The sequence below is a fragment of the Arthrobacter sp. 05T47 genome, from assembly GCF_056395825.1.
Genome location: NZ_JBFTKG010000006.1, coordinates 101,327 through 118,520, shown reverse-complemented (window position 1 = coordinate 118,520; position 17,194 = coordinate 101,327). Strand labels below are relative to the sequence as shown.

15 protein-coding genes and 1 tRNA gene are annotated in these 17,194 nt (G+C 66.1%); 8 read left to right on the top strand and 8 right to left on the bottom strand.

Annotated features, from left to right (window positions below; genetic code table 11):
* Window positions 1-3: 3 nt before the first annotated feature.
* Window positions 4-1,188, bottom strand: a complete 1,185-nt coding sequence (locus AC1DEY_RS07415) for a trans-sulfuration enzyme family protein (protein WP_476867392.1) — start codon at window positions 1,186-1,188, stop codon at window positions 4-6.
* A gap of 146 nt (window positions 1,189-1,334) precedes the next feature.
* Between AC1DEY_RS07415 and tmk the strand changes: the two genes are divergently transcribed.
* The 4 genes from tmk (at window position 1,335) to AC1DEY_RS07395 (ending at window position 4,962) form a co-directional block, all read left to right on the top strand.
* On the top strand, window positions 1,335-1,991 hold the full coding sequence (tmk, locus tag AC1DEY_RS07410) for a dTMP kinase (protein WP_476867407.1): 657 nt from the start codon (window positions 1,335-1,337) through the stop codon (window positions 1,989-1,991).
* On the top strand, window positions 1,988-3,130 hold the full coding sequence (locus AC1DEY_RS07405) for a DNA polymerase III subunit delta' (protein ID WP_476867391.1): 1,143 nt from the start codon (window positions 1,988-1,990) through the stop codon (window positions 3,128-3,130). Before tmk ends, AC1DEY_RS07405 begins: the two co-directional genes overlap by 4 nt.
* 58 nt (window positions 3,131-3,188) lie before the next feature.
* A complete protein-coding gene (locus tag AC1DEY_RS07400; RefSeq protein ID WP_476867390.1) occupies window positions 3,189-4,775 on the top strand; it encodes an alpha/beta hydrolase in 1,587 nt (528 codons plus the stop codon).
* A gap of 114 nt (window positions 4,776-4,889) precedes the next feature.
* Window positions 4,890-4,962 (top strand) — tRNA-Thr (locus tag AC1DEY_RS07395).
* 196 nt (window positions 4,963-5,158) lie between these two features.
* Here the strand turns inward: AC1DEY_RS07395 and AC1DEY_RS07390 are convergent.
* Complete coding sequence (locus AC1DEY_RS07390) at window positions 5,159-5,671, bottom strand: hypothetical protein (RefSeq protein WP_476867389.1); 513 nt, start codon at window positions 5,669-5,671, stop codon at window positions 5,159-5,161.
* 69 nt (window positions 5,672-5,740) lie between these two features.
* On the bottom strand, window positions 5,741-6,460 hold the full coding sequence (locus tag AC1DEY_RS07385) for an AAA family ATPase (protein WP_476867388.1): 720 nt from the start codon (window positions 6,458-6,460) through the stop codon (window positions 5,741-5,743).
* Window positions 6,461-7,157: 697 nt separating this feature from the next.
* Here AC1DEY_RS07385 and AC1DEY_RS07380 point away from each other — a divergent pair.
* From AC1DEY_RS07380 to AC1DEY_RS07365, 4 genes are all read left to right on the top strand, one after another.
* Window positions 7,158-7,991, top strand: coding sequence for a hypothetical protein (locus AC1DEY_RS07380; protein ID WP_476867387.1), 834 nt, complete (start codon window positions 7,158-7,160; stop codon window positions 7,989-7,991).
* 25 nt (window positions 7,992-8,016) lie between these two features.
* Window positions 8,017-8,316, top strand: coding sequence for a hypothetical protein (locus AC1DEY_RS07375; RefSeq protein ID WP_476867386.1), 300 nt, complete (start codon window positions 8,017-8,019; stop codon window positions 8,314-8,316).
* A gap of 161 nt (window positions 8,317-8,477) precedes the next feature.
* Window positions 8,478-8,783 carry a DUF2199 domain-containing protein gene (locus AC1DEY_RS07370; RefSeq protein ID WP_476867385.1) on the top strand — a complete coding sequence of 102 codons (306 nt, stop codon included), beginning with the start codon at window positions 8,478-8,480 and terminating at the stop codon, window positions 8,781-8,783.
* A 694-nt stretch (window positions 8,784-9,477) separates the two neighbouring features.
* Window positions 9,478-10,224, top strand: a complete 747-nt coding sequence (locus AC1DEY_RS07365) for a biosynthetic peptidoglycan transglycosylase (protein WP_476867384.1) — start codon at window positions 9,478-9,480, stop codon at window positions 10,222-10,224.
* A gap of 13 nt (window positions 10,225-10,237) precedes the next feature.
* On the opposite strand, the gene AC1DEY_RS07360 is transcribed toward AC1DEY_RS07365, so the two are convergent.
* From AC1DEY_RS07360 to AC1DEY_RS07340, 5 genes are all read right to left on the bottom strand, one after another.
* Window positions 10,238-10,534 carry a hypothetical protein gene (locus AC1DEY_RS07360; protein ID WP_476867383.1) on the bottom strand — a complete coding sequence of 99 codons (297 nt, stop codon included), beginning with the start codon at window positions 10,532-10,534 and terminating at the stop codon, window positions 10,238-10,240.
* 155 nt (window positions 10,535-10,689) lie between these two features.
* A complete protein-coding gene (locus tag AC1DEY_RS07355) occupies window positions 10,690-11,328 on the bottom strand; it encodes a hypothetical protein (RefSeq protein WP_476867382.1) in 639 nt (212 codons plus the stop codon).
* Between the two features lie 119 nt (window positions 11,329-11,447).
* Window positions 11,448-13,274, bottom strand: coding sequence for a hypothetical protein (locus AC1DEY_RS07350; RefSeq protein ID WP_476867381.1), 1,827 nt, complete (start codon window positions 13,272-13,274; stop codon window positions 11,448-11,450).
* Between the two features lie 161 nt (window positions 13,275-13,435).
* A complete protein-coding gene (locus AC1DEY_RS07345; RefSeq protein ID WP_476867380.1) occupies window positions 13,436-15,316 on the bottom strand; it encodes a hypothetical protein in 1,881 nt (626 codons plus the stop codon).
* Between the two features lie 189 nt (window positions 15,317-15,505).
* Complete coding sequence (locus AC1DEY_RS07340; protein WP_476867379.1) at window positions 15,506-17,122, bottom strand: cellulase family glycosylhydrolase; 1,617 nt, start codon at window positions 17,120-17,122, stop codon at window positions 15,506-15,508.
* Between the last annotated feature and the right edge of the window lie 72 nt (window positions 17,123-17,194).

Below are 17,194 nucleotides of genomic sequence, written 5' to 3'. Positions count from 1 at the left end.
AGCCTAGCCGTCCAGCGTGTCCAATGCCTGCTCCAAATCGGCCCAAAGGTCTTCCACGTTCTCAATGCCGACGCTCATCCGCACCAGGTTGTCCGGCACGCTCTCCGGCTCGGCCGCATGCCGGCGCCGGCGTTCGATCAGGGATTCTACCCCGCCAAGGGACGTCGCGGGCAGCCAGAGGCGCAGAGCGCGGATCATCCGGTCCGCCGCCTCCGCACCGCTGAGCCCGTCCGCGGGCCCGACCTCAATGCACAGGATGGAACCGAACCCGTTCATCTGTTCCTTGGCACGGACGTGGCCGGGGTCCGAGGCGAGGCCGGGGAAACGGATGCCGGCAACCCGCGGGTGACCGTCGAGCCGTTCGGCCAGAACCTGGGCGGAGGCCTGGGAACGCTCAATCCGCAGCGCCAGGGTGCGGAGCCCGCGCAGCGCCAGCCACGCCTCGAACGGCCCGGCAATCCCGCCGTGGATGGTGCGGTGGTGCAGCAGCGCGGCGCGGAGACCGGCGTCGGAGGTCACCAGAGCGCCGAGCACGACGTCGGAGTGGCCGGAGAGGTATTTGGTTACCGAGTGCAGCACAACGTCGGAGCCCAGGCTGAGGGGCTGCTGCACCAGGGGTGTGGAAAAGGTGTTGTCCGTGACGACGATCGCGCCGGCCTCATGCGCCGCCGCTGTCAGGGCCCGCATGTCCGCGACGCCGAGCATGGGGTTGGTGGGGCTCTCCAGCCACAGCATGCTGGCGGCGCGCCCGCCGGCCGGGGCAAGCGCAGCCACCACCGCGTCGGTGTCCGCGATGTCCACCGTCCGCAGCTCCAGGAACCCCTTGGCCGCCAGTTCGGTGGCCATGGTGACCGATCCGGCGTAGCTGTGGGACGGCATGACGAGCACGCCGTGGGCGGGCACCAGGGACAGGGCCGAGCTGACGGCGGCGAGTCCCGAGGCGTAAAGCAGGCCCGGCAGGTCCGCGCCTTCCAGCTGGCCCAGCGCCTCTTCGAACGGGTCCCAGGTGGGGTTCGAATAGCGGCCGTAGCCGCGGTCGCCGTCGCCGAGGGGTCCCGTGCCGAAGTAGGTCGAGGACAGCACCAGCGGCGGGTTGACCGGTTCGTCGCGGGTGCGCGGCGGGCGCCCTGCCGCGACAACCAGGGAATCCGGGGAAAGCGCGGCTGCCTGCTCTTCAGAAAGACTCATGGAGACAGGGTACGTGGGGGCCCCGCAGGGCACCCAAGCCGTTACGMCGAAGACCCGAGGCCGACTGCAGTGTCGGTGATTGTCGGTAGTCTAGGACGGTGACTACCCAGAGCCCCGGAGCGTCCCGCCAACAGTTGCCCAGCCAGTTGCCGAGCCAGTTGCCCGGACTGTTCATTGCGTTCGAGGGCGGMGACGGTGCCGGCAAGTCCACGCAGGCGGCTGCACTCGCCAAGGCCCTGGAATCAAGCGGCTTCACGGTGCTGCGGACCCGGGAACCGGGCGGCACCCCGATCGGCGAGAAGCTGCGTTCCCTTGTGCTGGACCACGGCCATGGCCCCATCGACGCCCACACCGAGGCCCTCATTTTCGCGGCGTCCCGGGCCGCGCACGCGACCCAGGTCATCCGRCCGGCCCTGGACCGCGGCGAGATTGTCCTGACCGACCGGTACATCGACTCCTCGGTGGCGTACCAGGGCGCCGGCCGCGGCCTCGGGACGGACGCGGTCCGGGACATCAACGCGTGGGCGACCTCGGACCTGCGGCCCGACCTGACGGTGCTTCTCGACGTCGACCCCGCCGTCGGCCGGGAGCGGCGCACCGCCGGCGAGGCCGCCGAGGACCGMCTCGAGTCCGAGGCCGACGAATTYCATGCCACGATCCGGGCGGCTTTCCTCGACCTGGCCGCGGCCCGGCCCGAGGCCTATCTGGTGCTGCCTGCCCGCCTGCCCGTCGTCGAACTCGCCGCCCGGATCCTCGAGCGCGTCGAATCCTTGCTGGCCGTGTCCCAAAGCAGCCCGGCATGACCGTCTGGGACGACCTCCAGGGCCAGGACGCCGTCGTGGCCCAGCTGCGCCAGGCGGCCCAGGGCGAGGGCCTGACGCACGCGTGGCTTTTTACCGGCCCGCCCGGCTCCGGCCGGTCCAACGCCGCGAAGGCCTTCGCGGCGGCCCTGAACTGTGACCAGGAGGACGTCAGCCTGCGCGGCTGCGGCCAATGCCCGGCCTGCCTGACCATCCTCGGCGAAACCCATTCCGACGTCGCGTTCGTGCGCACGGAGAAGGTCACCATCACCATCGACGAGGCGCGCGAGCTCGTGGCCACCGCCGGGAACCGTCCGTCGTCGGGCCGGTGGCGGATCATCGTCGTGGAAGATGCCGACCGGATGGCCGAGCGGACCACCAACGTGCTGCTCAAGGCCATCGAGGAACCCACACCCCGCACCGTCTGGATGCTCTGCGCGCCCTCCCCCGCCGACGTCCTCGTGACTATCCGCTCCCGCTGCCGGGCAGTGGCCTTGCGGCTTCCGCCCGCCGCCGCCGTCGCCGCCTTGCTGGTCAAGCGCGACGGCGTGGATCCGGCGGTTGCCGAGCGTGCCGCCCGCGCGGCGCAAAGCCACGTCGGAATCGCCCGCCGCCTGGCCCGGGACCCGGAGGCCCGCGAGCGCCGCCTTGAAACAGTGCGGTTCCCGCTGTCCCTCCGCGGCGTGACCGCGGCGGTCATGATGGCAGAGAAGCTGGTCAAGATCGCCACCGAGGAAGCAAACAGCTCCAATGACGAGCGCGACGCCGCCGAGAAAGCCGGGTTGCTGGCCACCCTCGGGGCGCCTGAAAGCGGTACGTTGCCGCCTGCCATGCGGAGCCAGGTCAAACAACTCGAGGACGACCAGAAGCGCCGTGCCAAGCGATCCGTCACCGATTCCCTTGACCGCACGTTGACGGACCTGCTGTCCTTTTACCGGGATGTCCTGATCATCCAGATGGGGAACGCYGTGGAACTCGTGAACCTTGAACTTCGAAGCGAACTCGAAGACTTCGCTTCGCGTTCCACCGCCGAAGTGACCCTTGCCCGCATGGACGCCATCAACAAGGCCCGCACGCGGATCACCACCACCAACGTGGCTCCGCTGCTGACGATCGAGTCCATGGCTTCCAGTCTTATTTGACCCCCCGGCCGCTCCAAACGCCTCTACGCCTTCGTTTCTATCCTCCAAGGAGAACCGCATGAAGCCTGCTCGACCCAAGTCCGCAAGAGCCCGATCAGTGGCGATCGGCATGCGGGCCGGCGGCGCCCTGGCCCTTGCCCTGACACTGGCCTCGTGCACCATTTTCGGCGGTGGAGGCAACGGCGGGTCGAGCGCCGCGACATCCGGGGCTTCGGCACAGGCGGACCCGTCGATTGTCGCTGCGGCCCCTGCGGAGCTGCGCAGCTACTACTCCCAGCAAGTGGACTGGAAGCCGTGTGAGGGCGGGACTTTCCAGTGCGCCACGATCAAGGTTCCGCTGGACTACAGCAAGCCCGACGGCGACCGCATCGAACTGGCCGCCATCAAGCTCGCCACCAAAGGCGACAAGAAAGGCTCGTTGCTGGTCAACCCGGGCGGCCCGGGCGGCTCCGGCTACGACTTCGTGAGGGACGCGGCCAACACCAATATTTCGGAGAAGGTCCGCTCCGCCTACGACATCATCGGTTTCGACCCGCGAGGCGTGAAACGCTCCGCTCCGGTCACGTGCCTCACGGACAAGGAACGCGACGCGTCCCGGGCCAAGACCTATGCCCTGGACACMGACGCCGGCCTGGACGCGGCCCTTGCCGACAACAAGGCCATTGCCGCCAAGTGCGTGGAGAAGACCGGCCCGGTCCTGGCCCACATCGATACGGTCAGCGCCGCGAAGGACCTCGACATCCTGCGCGGCGTGGTCAACGACTCAAAGCTGAACTACCTCGGCTACTCCTACGGGACCCTCCTCGGCGCCACCTACGCATCGCTGTTTCCGGACAACGTGGGCCGATTGGTCCTCGACGGCGCCCTTGACCCGTCGCAGAGCGCCGAGGAACTGACCCGCGGACAGGCCGTGGCCTTCGATAAAGCCCTCCACGCCTACGTCGCCAACTGCCAGCAAAAGTCCGGATGCCCGCTMACGGGAAGCACCGAGGAAGGCGTCCAGCAGATCCACGAAGCCATCAGCGCGGCGGAGGCGAACCCGCTGCCGGCCAAGGACGGCCGGAAGGTCTCCGGCTCGACGTTTGTCAGCGGCCTCATCATCCCGCTCTATAACAATGACAACTGGCCGATCCTCACCCGGGCCCTCGCGACAGCCCTGAAAGGCGACGGCACAGGCATGCTGCAGCTGGCCGACTTCGGCGCCGACCGGGACCCCAGCGGCACCTACACGTCGAACAGCACCTTCGCCTTCAACGCCATCAACTGCCTGGACTACCCCATGGTCTCTGACACCGCGTCGATGAGGGCCGAGGACCAAAAGCTACGTCAGCTCTCGCCGACGCTGGGATATTACTTCGCCTACGGCGGAACCAACTGCAAGGACTGGCCCTACAAGAACGTCCGGACCCCGGCCCCGGTCGAGTACAAGGGCTCGGCCCCGATTGTCGTAGTTGGAACCACAGGGGATCCTGCCACCCCCGTGCAATGGGCCACCAACCTGCGCAAGCAGCTCGGGAATGCTTCCCTGCTGACGTGGAAGGGCGAGGGCCACACGGCCTACGGCCGCTCCAACAGCTGCATTGGCAACGCCGTCGATGACTATCTGGTGGACGGAAAAGCCCCGGCGGACAACACCGTYTGCTAGGTGCCTTGCCGGCCCTGCGGGCCGCTGCAGACGCTCATTTTGACCCGGACGCCGGGACTCTATTACAGTTGTCTCTTGCATGATCCGCCCGGTTCGCCGGGCATTCATGTGGTTGCTTCCTTAGCTCAGTTGGTAGAGCGTCTCACTCGTAATGAGAAGGTCGCCAGTTCGATTCTGGCAGGAAGCTCTMGAAGAACCCCTGGAAATCAACGATTTCCGGGGGTTCTGTCGTTTTCGTTGAAATAAGCAGATGATTGGGTTTTCCCTCCAATTTCAGGCTTTCCCCACCGTCGGGACTGAGAGCTAGGAACAGATCCTCTCGAAAATCAACCGTCCCACAACTTCAGAAGCGCGACATTAGGTCCGCAGGACCCCTACGTGGGCTACTGCATTGCTTCCGGGATGCCGAATCGCCTCCCAATGAGTMTGCGGACGGCGGCTTCTAAGGGCTGATCTTCCAGCTCAACACCCTCGCCCCCGTAACGAATTCCCGTTTCGTCGCCCACCGCTTCGATGTCAAAAAGGTTGAGGACCTCGGCCACGCGMAYCTGATACTCGGTRGCGGTCATTTGGCGAGACGCACGAACTGGAATTGYACTGAGGGTGCGCGCGACCTCAGCGTCGATGGATTCAATCATGGGCGCGCGTCGCGTTGCCTGGTTYTGGTGCTGTCCGTGGGAGAAGATGACTTCCTGGTTCGCATCCAGGTGAAGGTCRTCGGCGGTGACGCCGGCCAGTGTCAAGATAACGTGCGYCTCGAAGATCCGGACCGCACCGATCTTTCCGTAGATGACCTCGGCACCCTTGGTGAGGCCGAAGTRGGCCCCAATGAAGGATTCGTTCAAATCCCTGGCCGGAACGGCGTACTGGTCAATGCTGCCGCCTGGGTAGATCATGTTTTTTCCTTYCGTCTGGGCGGCGGATAAACTCGCCCGCCTGAGCGGCAACTGGTGAGATCTCGACRATTAGAAGTGGCGAAGGTATCGCTCCGGTGATTCAAGGAACGACCGCATGTTCGTGACCATTTCCAGGTCCTCCCACGCCCGRGGCCGTAGACCCCAAGGTCCGGCTTCCAGAATCTGCGCCCCGGGAAGGGCGGCCAATACTGGTGAGTGCGTGGACATGATGACCTGCGAATSGCCAGCRGCCAGCAGGTCCTTCAGTACGACGAGGAGGGTCAGRCATCCCTGGAAGGACAACGCRGATTCGGGTTCGTCGAGCACCCACAATCCGCCCCCTCGAAAGCGGTCCACKGCCAGCTCCAGAAACGACTCCCCGTGTGACATGTCRTGGAATGGGATGTCCCCGRTYCTGCTCGGGTTTTCCTCGAGATAGGTGAARAAGCCGTGCATGGTTTCGGCGCGYAGAAAGTAGCCCCGCCTGGTGGTGCCGGCGTTCCGGATTAGGTGGAGGTGATAGGAGAGTTTGGATTCCGTGGACCTGGTGGTGTGCCGCGCTCCAGTTGATCCGCCTTCCGGGGACAGGCCGTAGGCCAAGGCGATGGCCTCCACAAGWGTGGATTTACCGGACCCGTTTTCGCCGACCAGGACKGTRGCGGATGTCAGATCGAGTCCCTGGTCGAGGACCTGGGCRACGGGAGCCAGRGACGCCGGCCAGATCTGGCGGTCCAGAAYRTTGTTYGGATCCTCTGTCAGCCGTCGAATCGGATAGTCGCGCAGGGGCATGCGCCTATTCTTGCAGGCCGTTTATCCCTTCCCGTCGTCTATTCGCCCGTCTGGAACACTCGCCCACTTGAACGGAGTCTCGGCCCATAACAGGAGCCAGGCTCCAGGGCCGATGACTTGCCATTCGCCGACTGGACCGTAGACTCGCCTCATGTCAGGACCTGGGGGAACGACAACAGTCCGTCGCGCTGGGGCACTCATCATGGGACGCTGCTCGCCAGCGGCATGGCCGCCTGTGCTTATGAGGACGACGGAGATCCACACCCAGCGGCTGCCGGCCAAAGTCACCCGGCTGCGCCCACCCTCCCTACGAAGGAATCTGGTGTTCGTGGTGTGGAGGCGGACAACTACTCAGAACTCCACAAGCGCTTGGCCAATGCCACGGGGACCGTCGTCCTTGCCGACGATGGCCCGGCCGACGGGCGGGGGGTTGGCTTCAGCAAAGCCGCGACGGTGATGACCACTGGTCAGTACACTGTCACCGCTACCTGCGTTGGCACTCCCGGCGCCCAGATCTTCCTCGCTCAGGATGGGGTCGAGCCAGTATCGCTAGAGGTCGATTGCTCGGGGGTCCTTTCGAAGGTCGTCCAACTACAGAAAGGGTACGTCGGTGCCCAACTGATCCGCCCAGACCCGACCGGCGCATGGACCGGGGCGGTCGCCGGAATCAAAATCACAGTCCAGTGAGGCTGGGTCCGTGGAACCTATAAGTGCTGACAGCGGAAAGTGGCTGCTGCCCTTGCTGGAAACCAACAGTCGCGATTTGAACGTCGTGCCGCGCGGCTTCCCGGCCTATGCCCGCGTGTTCCACCCGGCGCGAAGGGACCGGCCCACGGGCGAGGACGGCGGACCCGCGACGTGGGCTGAGGTGGCGCGCGTCTTCGGCAAGACCATGCACTCGCTGGCGCAGTACCACCGGTTGACCGGTCCCGAGGTCGGGGAGCACCAGGAGGTTCTCGATTCGAGCGGGTGGCGGTACTCCGAGCCGGAACAGGGGAACCTCGCAGCCCACATCCTCGAACCGGTGGCAACAATTCTGTGCCGGCACACCACCACGCCAGACAGCGGGGTGGCCGCAGTCTGGGAAGGATGGGGCGGTCTCACCGGCTCAGCCAGATACCTCACCGCGGTCCGGGGCCGACTTCCGGGAATCCTTGGGAAGCTCACGGCGGCGCACCGCTCCGGGCCCGGCCCGCTGCCCACAAAGACAATGAAAAACTCCCGGCTGTCGCTCCCGGGGCGCGACCATTTCCTGTTCGCGGCCGCCCCGCGGTCCTTCACCGATGCCGTGTGGATTCAGGACTCCCCCTGGAACCGCGACCCGCACAGGCCGCAATCGCCCAGCCTGCTCTGGCCCGAGGACAGGGCTTGGGTCATGGTCACGGAGATCGACTTCGACTCCACCATCGTCGCCGGCAGCCCCAGCCTCGTCGCCGACCTCATCGCCGATCAGAGCATCGAAGCGCTCCAGATCAACGAGGGCGCCGACCTCACCCAGGACGCCGACGACGTCAACCGGCCGCAGCCGTAGACCTCCATCAAGCGCGCCTGCACGATTGCTCCTAGATTGGCGCCCATGGACACCGTCACCCCCGGAATACGCCCGGCTCCGCAGCGCCATCTCCGAGCGCCTGACCGCCCGCGACCTGCTCGGCGTTATGGACCACGGGGCAGCGGAGACCGAGTACGACCCGGAGATGGAGGACTTCGCCGCGCTTATAACCGCCGGCACACCCATCACGCCTGAAGTCGTGGCGACGGTCTGGCACAAATGGTTCGGCGACAGCCAAGGCGAGACCACGGGCGAGCATGAGCCGCCCACGTCCGGCATGACTGCCCTGGCGGCTGACCTTTAGGCAATCCAGACAGGCTTCGTGCAGTTCTAGCAGGCGAGCGGAGTCGGCTCAAAGCATCGACACCCGACGCAACGATGGCGGCGGCCGTTCGGGGGGGGGGGCACCCTCCTATTAGGTATCGGCATAGACTCATCCGAACGGCTATCAGATCTGGGGGATCAATGGGCACTTCGAAAGCACTTGCGTGCGAAATGTGCGGGCGGTCGACGTCGGACCATGACAGGGACGTCCGCTTCAGGCTCCCCGACCCGGTGCTCAACACCGAGGATCAGCACCACGCCGAAGACAGCTGGCTGAGTAACCCGGACCCGAATCTTGCCACCCTCATGCAGATCCAAGGGATCAGCCCTTTCATCCGGGCCCTGCTCCCCATCCGGATGGAGGGAGGGCATACCCTCCGCTACGGCGTCTGGGTCGCGATCCACCCGCGTAGAGTCGGCGCAGGACTGCAACCGGGCAAGGGATGATCGTGACAGTTAGAGGGTGGAACCCGCTGGTGCTCTTGCCTGTCGCGTTCATCGTCGTCTTCGTGGTYTGGGCCGGTCGGCGGGTCCGTTGCCGGAACTCGGGGGGCTAGAGGTCTTCTGGCCGGCTAGAAGCCTGGCGGGTCGAGGGCGTTGAGCCGGGAGCCCGACGAMAAACCCGGCTGCCGAAGGAACTGCCGACATCTGAAGAAGGCTCAAGARCGCGATGGCCAACAGGCTCGAGCAGATGAACGCCACAATCCCGGTGACAAGCGCACGGCCTTGCCGCSGYAATCCCTTGCACAGTCGACTGAGAGCAATACTCAGGGCGGCCCGGTAGAATTTCGTCCCATCCTTTATCTCTTTCGGAGGTAACCGGGGGGCGAGCAGCGAAGGCAGACCGATGGACATACCGACACCACCGACCTCGCAGCGGCGTTTGCCGCCGGACCACCTCCCTCGATCAGGCCGTCMGGACGCGCAACCGCCTAAGGTTGTAAGTTACCCGGTGCCCGAGGCCCTGGCGCCGCAAGAGCCTGCGTTGCCAAGGGTAAGCCCGCCTGYGGYGGAGCCAGATCARGCCCAGCAGCCYGTCCCTCCGGTCCGTCAGCCAGGCAAGCGTCCCAAGCGAAAGTGGCGCCGCAAGGTCCTGCTTGCTCTGATCGCCCCACTAGTTCTGGTCCAGATCATTGCCTTCATGTTCAGCATGGGCGTGACCCCGCCGCGCACCGCATACATGCTGGAGGCCGGCGAGCCCAACGTCTACCAGTTCGTCTCGATCAACCACATCAGCCGGCACCTGCTCGCGGCGACCGTCGCCCATGAAGACGAACAGCTCGGCACSCGCAGTGGAGCCTTCGACCTCGGCGACTTCCAGGCCAGGGCACAAGCGTATTTCCAGGGGAAGCCCGATCCCAGTGGCTCCACCATCCCCCAACAACTAGTGAAGAACATCTTCCTCTGGGACGACCAGAGCGCCCCCCGAAAAGGGATTGAGGCCGTCCTGGCCACCCAATTCAGCTACACGTTGAGCCCTCAGCGSACTTTGGAGCTGTACTTGAACTATGCCCAGTTCGGTCCTCATTTGTATGGTGTCTGCGCCGCCAGCTGGTACTACTTTGGAATACCTCCGTGGAACATGTCGGACTACGAGTCTGCTCAACTGATGGGTGTCTTACCACTGCCGGATCTGGTCAAGCGGGACCCCAACGGGGGTATCTACTTGGGCGCCGGTGTCCACCCYGCCGTSTGGGACYTGGTGAACGGGGCYGCGAACGTCTGGGTTCCGCGGCAGATCGCYGGCCTGGGCGGATGGCAGTCGGCCGTCGCGACGGTCGGCATCACTGACACCGCCGACAGCCACGCTGATCGGCGCTCCGACGACGATGCGTGCTCGACGATGCCTGACAGCGTAAAGGAACGTATCCAGAGCGAAGCCGGCTAGGCCAGGCTCCCGGTCAGGCGCCCGCACCCGGGGTGAAGTAATTGTGGACGTCCAGGTACTTCAGGGTAGGCGGCGACGGGATACCGACTTCGGCCGAGTAGGGGCCGATCTGGTCCTTCGCGAAGGCGTCGTAGAGTTCCCTCGACTCCCATAAATCGGTGACAAGGATCCCGCCGTCGGTGGCGGCCACCCAGTGTCCCAGGGCGCCCGCCGGGCCGGGACCTCCCGGCGTGAGGCCCATCTTGCCTATGACTTGGTCGTATTGCTCCAGTGTGGCACCGGCAAATTCCATGATGACTGCGACGGCCATTGTCTTCTCCTCACAGGCGGCAGGCCGCAAGGCAGCGGCCTGCGATTTGGTTTGATACGGCACGGTCTACGCCGGAGCCAGGGGATCGTCAATACGCCGCTGATTAGGGCGTTCTCAGTTCCGCGGACTGCCGTCGAAAGGCTACCTGTCCCGGCTTATGGTTTGTGAGCCTGGCCGTTCAGTTGTTCTCGCTTTTCGCTGCGCCGCTCCCAGACGAAGGCCCCGGCTGCGGCCAGCAGCAGGGCCACGGTGACGCCGGCAATCACCAGCACCGGGCCCATGTCCCATGCTGCCTCCTCCGCGGCGGTTGAACTGGCTGAGGAAGCAGGGGAAGCAGCCGGAGCCTGTGCGGTCGCAGAGGGTTCCTGTGTTGTCGGCACCTCGGGCGTTGAGGGGGTCGGCGTCTCCGAATCCGCGGGTGCGGGTGTCCCCTCTGTTTCCGGAGCCTGTACTTCCCCGGCAGGTTTGAGAACCCCTCCGCTGGGGTCCAGGACGATCCCGGTCGGATCGGGATCGCCGTCGGGGCCGACCGTGGCGCAGGCATCCACGTCGTTGTAGAAGACGTGTACATGACCGTCGGGGCACACGAACGGATCCGCCGGTGCGACGTCGGYCATGTCCGGCTCCGCGTAGGCGTTGTCGGTCGGGCTGGCTGTGGGACTGGCGGACGGCCCTTCGGTKTCCAGGTCGCCAGTGACATTTTCAGCGGTGGCGGAAGCGGCCCCGGTCAARGCAATGAGCGCGGCGGCYGGCAGCAGCAGGGCCAGGGCCGCTGCTTTGCGTAGGGGATTCATGATGTTCTTTCATGGCTGCGCGTCTATCAWGGMCGCGCGGCRGCCGGGAMKGACGGGCCAAGGTCCCCCGGGCCACGGCATGCSGCGCRCCCRGGGAGTCCGTTGGTCAGCGGCCTGGGTCACTGCGCTATGCGCGCCGCGCTGGTTCGGGAGACGGTGGTGTAGCCGAACCGGGAGCCGGTGACTCGGACGGTGAGCTTGGTGCCCTTGTCGGCGGTCCGGACCTTGTAGGTCGAATCCGTGGCTCCTGAGATCGGGACGCCGTTGCGCAGCCACTGGTACGTGAAGGCAGTGCCCCAGGTCCAGGTGCCCCGCTTCACGGTCAGGACGTTCCCGGCCTTGACGGTGCCGGCAATCGTCGGGGTGGCCGACGTCAGGGGTAGGCCCGCCACCGTCGCCGAAGCGGTGAGCGTCTGGCCATGGCCGCCCGACACAGTCGGGTTCACGTCGACCGAGAGCTTCGTGCCGGCGTCGGCCTTCGCCAGGACGTAACTCCAGCCGTAGGCCCCGGCGATCTGGACGCCGTCACGCAGCCACATTACGTCCGAAGAGATCCCCGCCCGGTCATACCAGGGGTCGGGGGTCAAGGTCACCTTCGACCCGACGGTCAGGGTCCCGCTAATGGCCCGCGTCGACTCACGCGCGGTCACGGGCTTGGGTGCGGTGACTTGTACCCAAGCGGTGGTGTAGCCGGGGGTGGACGCGGTCACGACGACGGTGAGGGTCTTGCCCACTTGGGGCCCGTCCGGGGTGAACGTGGGGCCGCTGGACACGCTATCCCCGGCCGAGGAGAACCAGTTGTAGGTGAACTTCAGCTTGTCGGAGGGTGCGGACCAGGTGCCGGCCGACACCTTCATCACAGAGCCGGTCACGGCGTCCCCGGTCACGACCGGCTTGGTGACGTTCGTCAGCTGCTTCAGCTCTCCGGCCGCCGGCACTGCGACCGGGTTGGAGTAGATGTGGGTGTCGTACCAAATGCCGGACTCSAGGACCASGGTGTGGCCCTGGTCCTTGGCCGTGATCKTGTAGGTCAGCGCGGTGGCTCCGGRAATCGCGGCGCCGTCGCGCAGCCACTGGTAGGTGTGCGGGCGCGCGCTGGAAGTCCAGGGAACATCATCAGCGGCGGTGAGGACGTCCCCCAGGCCGGTGCCGCCGGTGACCACGGCGCCGGGKKCTGGRTCGAAGTCAGAAACCTTTCGCTGTTTAGAGGTCACGGTGGCCGGCTTGAACCCGGGCGCGTGACCCGTGACCCTGACGCTGAATAGCCCCGTTGAACGGCAGCCCCTCGGGTCGAACATTTCCGCGGTGGCACCCGGGATGRGCTTGCCGTCGCAGAGCCACTGGTACTGGAGGTGGATGTCCGGAGCGCCCTTAAAAGTCGCCCCACCGGACACGAGGCGGCTGGGCCGATCCGGGTGGGTGTTAAATGAATAGATACCARCGTACCCCGCATACACGACAGACGCGACGGTGCCGCCGGCGTTCGTGACAGGGGCAGTTTTGGTGGACTGCAGGGTCGTCTTTGCATAGCTCGGCGCTGCCGCCGTGGTCTTGACCCGGATGCCCTTGCCGAGGTCCGCCGTGGTGAGCAGATAGGTGGGGCCGGTGGCGCCCAGGACCGGCACATCGTTGCGCAGCCACTGATGCGTGAGCTTCGCGTCGGCGGGGTCCCAGTCACCGTCAACAACGGTCAGGGTGCTGCCGACCTGGAGGGCTCCGCTGATGCCGGGCCGCGGGCCGGCGACGGCACCGCCGTTGACCTGCACCGGGTACGGATGCCCGTCCGGCGCCGTGCAGAACCTGACTGAGTCGACCACCGGGCCGCAGGAGTCTGAGTTCGGAGTGGCCCACATTTCATCATCGGCCTGCGCCGGAACGGCGAGGCCGGCAAGCGAGAGCGCGGCGAGTGCCCCGGCGATGCCGAGGCGGATGATCTTCTTGTTCAATTTTCCCCCAAGTCKTTGRGCCGGTGACCCGGCTCCCCCGTCGCCGAGCATAGTGCCCAGACACCCTTTTGACAACGTTGCCGCAGGTCAGGGACCCAATGCGGCAAGGGCGTCTAGGACGATGCCAGGATCCTTTGCCTCGCACCCGGGGRTGCCTGCGGTCAACGGGCGAAGTAGGCCCCGCTGGTCCGGGTGACGGTCGTGTAGCCGAGCCGGGAGCCAGTGACACGGACGGTAATCCTCTTATCCCTGTCGGCCGAACGGACCTTGTAAGTCGACTCCGTTGCACCGTAGATCGGGACGCCGTTGCGCAGCCAGCGGTACTTGAACGCGGTGCCCCAGGTCCAGGTGCCGGGCTTCGCGGTGACTACTTTTCCGGCCCTGACGGTGCCGGCGATCGTCGGCGTAGCCGAGATCAGGGTCGCAGCGGCCACCTTCGCCGAAGTGTCGACCGTCTGGGTCTTCAGGGTCCTGCCGTCCAGTGTCGAGGTGACCCGGAGAGAGATTTTCTTGCCGAAGTCGGCCCCCACCAGGGTGTAGCGCCGGCCGGTGGCCCCGGCGATCGGGGTGCCGTCGCGCAGCCACTGGCGGGACTCCTTCACCTCCGAATCGCGGTCGGACCAGTCACCGGTGTAGGTGTAGAGCTCCATCCCCACGGTCAGGATGCCCTGGATGGCTGGGGCTTTTGTCTGGGTCGGGTCCGGCGCGGTCACGGGCTTGGGCGCGGTGACCTTTGCCCAGGCGGTGGTATATCCGGGAGCCGTGGCGGTCGCAATGAGCGTGACCGTCGACCCAAGCTGGGTCATGTTGGGGGTGAACGTCGGGCCGGTGGCCGACACCTTCCCGTCCTGGGACTGCCAGTAGTAGATGACGGTCAGATTGTCGGCCGGTTCGGACCAGGTGCCGGCCGTCGCCGTCATCGCCGTGCCAATCACTGCGGTACCGGTCAGGACCGGCTTGGTGACGTTCGTCAGCGGCTTCAGCTCAACCTTCGGGGGCTCCGGGGGTGCCGGGGGCGCCGGGATGACCGTGCCCACGGCCGGGGGGACGGTCACTGAGTTGGAGGTGGCCTTGGGCCCGCCAGACGCGGTCACCAGCTCCAGGGTGTGGCCCTGGTCCTCGGCGGTGATCGCATAGGTCAGGTCGTTGGCGTCGAGAATCGGGACACCGTCGCGCGTCCACTGGAAGCGGTGCTGATTCCAATCGCGGGTGTTCCGGTCGGTGTGGTCAAACCAGGGAAGGTCGACGGCGGTGAGGACGTCCCCCACCGCGGTGCCGCCGGTGACCACAGCGCCGGGCGTCTCGGGGGTGAAGGTGCCGCGGCTGGCTGCGGAGGTCACGGAGACCGGGTCGAGGCCGGTGGCGTAGCCGGTGACCCGGAGGCTGAGCAGCCCCGTCGGGCCCCACGTTGTCGTATCAAATCTTGGGGCGGTGGCACCAGGGATGGGCGAGCCGTCACGGAGCCACTGATACTGGAGCTGGACGCCACCCGGGCCCCAGTCCCCCAGCTGGGCGACGACGACGGGCGAGTATTCACCCTCTTCTGCGCCCAGGGATTCGAAGCCAACAGACCCCGCCCGGACCGTCGGAACGGCGCCGGCGGCGTCTGTGACCGGCGCCGTCTTGGTGGACTGGACGGTGGTTGCCATGTACTCCGGAGCGCGGCCCGTGGTCTTGACCCGGATGCCCTTTCCGAGGTCCGACCTGGTCAGCCGGTACGTGGTRCCGGTGGCGCCCAGGATCGGTACGTCGTTGCGCAGCCACTGGTGTGTGAGTGTCGCGTTGGAGGGATCCCAGACGCCGTCGTAAACGGTGATGGTGTTGCCGACCAGCAGGGCGCCCCCGATAAGCGGCCGCGGGCCAGCAACCGGGCTGTTGACCATCACCGGATACTGACTCCCGTCCGGCGTCGTGCAGAGCTTGATCGAATCAACGATCGGGCCGCAGGACGGTACGAAGCCTGCGTGCGCCGGAACCGCGAGCCCGGCAAGTAGCGCGGTGAGGGCCCCGGCGGCGCCGAGACGAAAGGCCTTGTTTTTCAATTGTTCCCCCAAAGACAGCACCTGCCGACAGCCGGCAGGTGCACCCAATGGACACAGTATCCGGGACTGACGAGGCATTTCTATCCCTGCATCGGCTAATTACAGCGGAGTTCCCAGCATTGACTCCAGTCCGGACATGTCGCAGGTCAAAATACCCCGGAAATCATTAATTTCCGGGGTCTTTTGCGGCTACTTCAGGGTCAGCACCGGGTTGACGGGGGCCTTTAGAGAATCCACTTGCAGGCCCACCGACAGTTTCTGGCCGGGCGCGATCTTGGTGGCCCAGTCCGTACCGCTGCAGGTCACCGACACTTTGGGGACAACCGTGCAGTTGATTCCCCAGGAATTGGCCACCCGGGTGACATTCGGATCCGGCCAGCTCACGCTCCAGCTGGAGGCCGCCCGGAGCCCGGTGACCTCGATATTGGCCACGTAGCCGCCGGTCCACGAACTGCCGAGTTTCCAGACCGCGCTGATGGACCCGCCCGACGTCGGCGTGGCAGTCGGCGTCGGCGACGGCGTGGCAGTCGGCGTGGCAGTCGGGGTTGGCGACGGCGTCGGCGTGGCGGTCGGCGTCGGTGACTGGCTGCCCTTCAGGATGGGTGCGAGCGCTGCCAGTTTGGCGGCCTCCGGGGTGCGCCAGTCCGCCTGGACGAGGCCCCCGGTGATGCCGCTGTTCGGGTTGAAGGACCAATACGCGAAGCTCATGGAGTTGGTCGCGAGGTAGGAGACGATCTTCTCCATCCACTGCTTGTCCGACGTCGTCTGCAGCGCGGTCCCGAACTCGCCGAGCAGGACCGGGGCGATGCCCTGCTTCTGGATGTAACCCCAGTTGGCGTCCCATACTGCCGGCAGGTTGTTGGGGTAGTTGGCGTCGCTGAACCACTTTTGCGCATACAGCGAGGCGGGGTAGTCGTGCGGGGAATAGACCACGCGGTTGGGTGTGGCCAGGGTGACCGGTTTGTTCTTGACGTCGGCCAGGCCGCCGCCCCACCAGGTGTAGGTGCCGTTGCCCTGGTTTTCGATGCCCTCGATGATGATCAGCAGGTTGGGGTTGGCGGCCAGCACGGCATTGCCGCCGCGAGTGGCTGCAGCCTGCCAGTCCGTGGCGGCCGCTCCGCCCCAGGTTGCCGCCCCGGCAGGCTCATTGTGAAGGTCGGCGCCGATGACGGTGGGATCGTTCTTGTAGCGCGCGGCCAGCATTTTCCAGTCCGCGATCCACTTCGACTCCGGGTACGCGGCGGTGTACCAGAGCGGGGACTGGTCGGCGGAGGACGGGCGGTGCCGGTCCAGGATGATTTGCAGGCCGTTGGCCTTGGCGCGGGCAATGACGGTATCCATCAGGACCAGCGGCGTCTTGCCCTCCAGCCCATAGGCGCGGTTGGCCCAGTAGTTCAGGTTGCCCTTGATGCTGGTCGCGGCCAGGCACTCATTGGAGAACGGCAGGCGGACGGTATTGAAGCCCATCGACTTGATGTTGGCCAGGGCGTCATCGATGGTCAGGGTCCCCCACAGGCCGTGCGGCATGCAGTCAGGGGTTTCCATGCCGAACCAGGACGCGGCCTTAATCGTGTACGGGGCGTTGTTCGAGTCCAGGATCGCTGCGCCGGAAGTGTGCAGCCAGCCACTGGGCGACGGAGTCGTTGCCGCTCTCACGGCCAGGGGCGCGCCGCCCGGCGCCGCCTGTGCCGAGACGGCGAGGACGGAGAGCGCGAGCACGCCCGCCAGGGCGGAACTGAGCAGGGCGGCGGCGACAGGATTGCGCCGCCGGCCGGTGTGGCGAGGCGGGTTCGAAAATAGCTTCACAGTTCCTCCGTGAGGGCGTGGGCGGTTTCCAGATTCGCCGGAGCGTCGCTGGGAGCCGGAATGGCCGGATGC